The sequence below is a fragment of the Pseudomonas sp. P5_A2_2 genome (genome assembly GCF_054177685.1).
On the sequence record NZ_JBGCUL010000862.1, the window covers coordinates 1 to 1899 of the forward strand.

Consider the following 1899-nt stretch of genomic DNA (forward strand, 5'->3'; position numbering starts at 1 on the left):
GGGCAGCGTGATGGACCAGGTGCGCAAAATGATGCTGGTCACCGTGTGGGTGTTCATCGGCATCGAAGGCGCGAGCATCTTTTCGGCCCGGGCGGAAAAACGCAGCGATGTGGGTAAGGCCACCGTGATCGGCTTCGTCACCGTGCTGCTGTTTTTGGTCCTGGTGAATGTGCTGTCGCTAGGGATCATGACCCAGCCAGAGCTGGCCAAACTGCAGAACCCGTCGATGGCCGCCGTGCTGGAACACGTGGTCGGTCACTGGGGCGCGGTGCTGATCAGTGTCGGTTTGATCATCTCGTTGCTGGGGGCGTTGCTGTCGTGGGTGCTGCTGTGCGCGGAGATCATGTTCGCCGCCGCCAGGGACCACACCATGCCGGCGTTTTTGCGCCGCGAAAACGCCAACCATGTACCGGTCAACGCCCTGTGGCTGACCAACGCCATGGTCCAGGTTTTCCTGATCATCACGCTGTTCTCCGCCAGCACTTACCTGTCGCTGATCTACCTCGCCACCTCGATGATCCTGGTGCCGTACCTGTGGTCGGCGGCCTACGCGTTGCTGTTGGCGGTGCGTGGCGAAAGCTACGAAGGCGCGGCGGGCGAACGGCAGAAGGATCTCATCATCGGCGCGGTGGCCCTGGTCTACGCGATCTGGCTGCTGTACGCCGGCGGCATCAAGTACCTGCTGCTGTCCGCCCTGCTTTACGCCCCCGGTGTGATCCTGTTCGCCAAGGCCAAGCTGGAAATCAACAAACCGGTTTTCACCAACGTCGAGAAGCTGATTTTCGCTGCGGTGGTCGTGGGCGCCGCGGTGGCGGCCTACGGTCTCTATGACGGCTTCCTGACTCTTTAGCTTCTGTTTCTGGAAGCACTGTTTTGACATCTGGAGGATCACTGTAATGACCACGGAAAAAGTTAAGTACGGCGTCCATTCCGAAGCCGGCAAACTGCGCAAAGTCATGGTTTGCTCCCCAGGCCTGGCCCATCAGCGGCTGACCCCGAACAACTGTGATGAACTGCTGTTCGACGATGTGCTGTGGGTGGCCCAGGCCAAACGCGACCACTTCGACTTCGTCACCAAGATGCGCGAACGCAACATCGATGTGCTGGAAATGCACAACCTGCTGACGGACATCGTCGCCATCCCCGAAGCCCTGGACTGGATCCTGGAACGCAAGATCACCGCCAACTCGGTGGGCCTGGGCCTGATCAACGAAACCGCCTCGTGGCTGCGCAGCCTGCAGCCGCGCAAGATCGCCGAGTTCCTGATCGGCGGCGTATCGGGCGATGATCTGCCGACCAGTTTCGGTGGCAAGGCCATCGAGATGTTCCGCGACTTCCTCGGCAACTCCAGCTTCATCCTGCCGCCGCTGCCCAACACCCAGTTCACCCGCGATACCACCTGCTGGATCTACGGTGGCGTCACCCTCAACCCGATGTACTGGCCGGCGCGCCGTCAGGAAACCCTGCTGACCACCGCCATCTACAAATTCCACCCCGCGTTCACCAGCGCCGACTTCCAGATCTGGTATGGCGACCCGGACAAGGACCATGGCAACTCCACCCTTGAGGGCGGTGATGTGATGCCGATCGGCAACGGCGTGGTGTTGATCGGCATGGGCGAACGCTCGTCGCGCCAGGCCATTGCGCAACTGGCGGTGAACCTGTTCAAAAACAAAGCCGTCGAGAAAGTCATCGTCGCCGGCCTGCCGAAATCCCGCGCGGCGATGCACCTGGACACCGTGTTCAGCTTCTGCGATCGCGACCTCGTCACGATCTTCCCGGAAGTGGTGAACCAGATAGTCGCCTTCACCCTGCGTCCCGATGAAAGCAAAGCGGGCGGCATCGACATCCGCCGCGAAGAAACCAACTTCCTCGACACCGTGGCCCAAGCCCTCAATC

General features: G+C 60.9%; 2 protein-coding genes. Both read left to right on the plus strand.

What is annotated here, in order from left to right:
- A partial coding sequence (locus ACXRVY_RS26640; RefSeq protein ID WP_458238688.1) for an amino acid permease occupies positions 1–850 on the plus strand: 850 nt, incomplete at its 5' end.
- Positions 851–896: 46 nt separating this feature from the next.
- On the plus strand, positions 897–1899 hold a 1003-nt coding region (locus ACXRVY_RS26645; RefSeq protein WP_458238689.1), incomplete at its 3' end, for an arginine deiminase.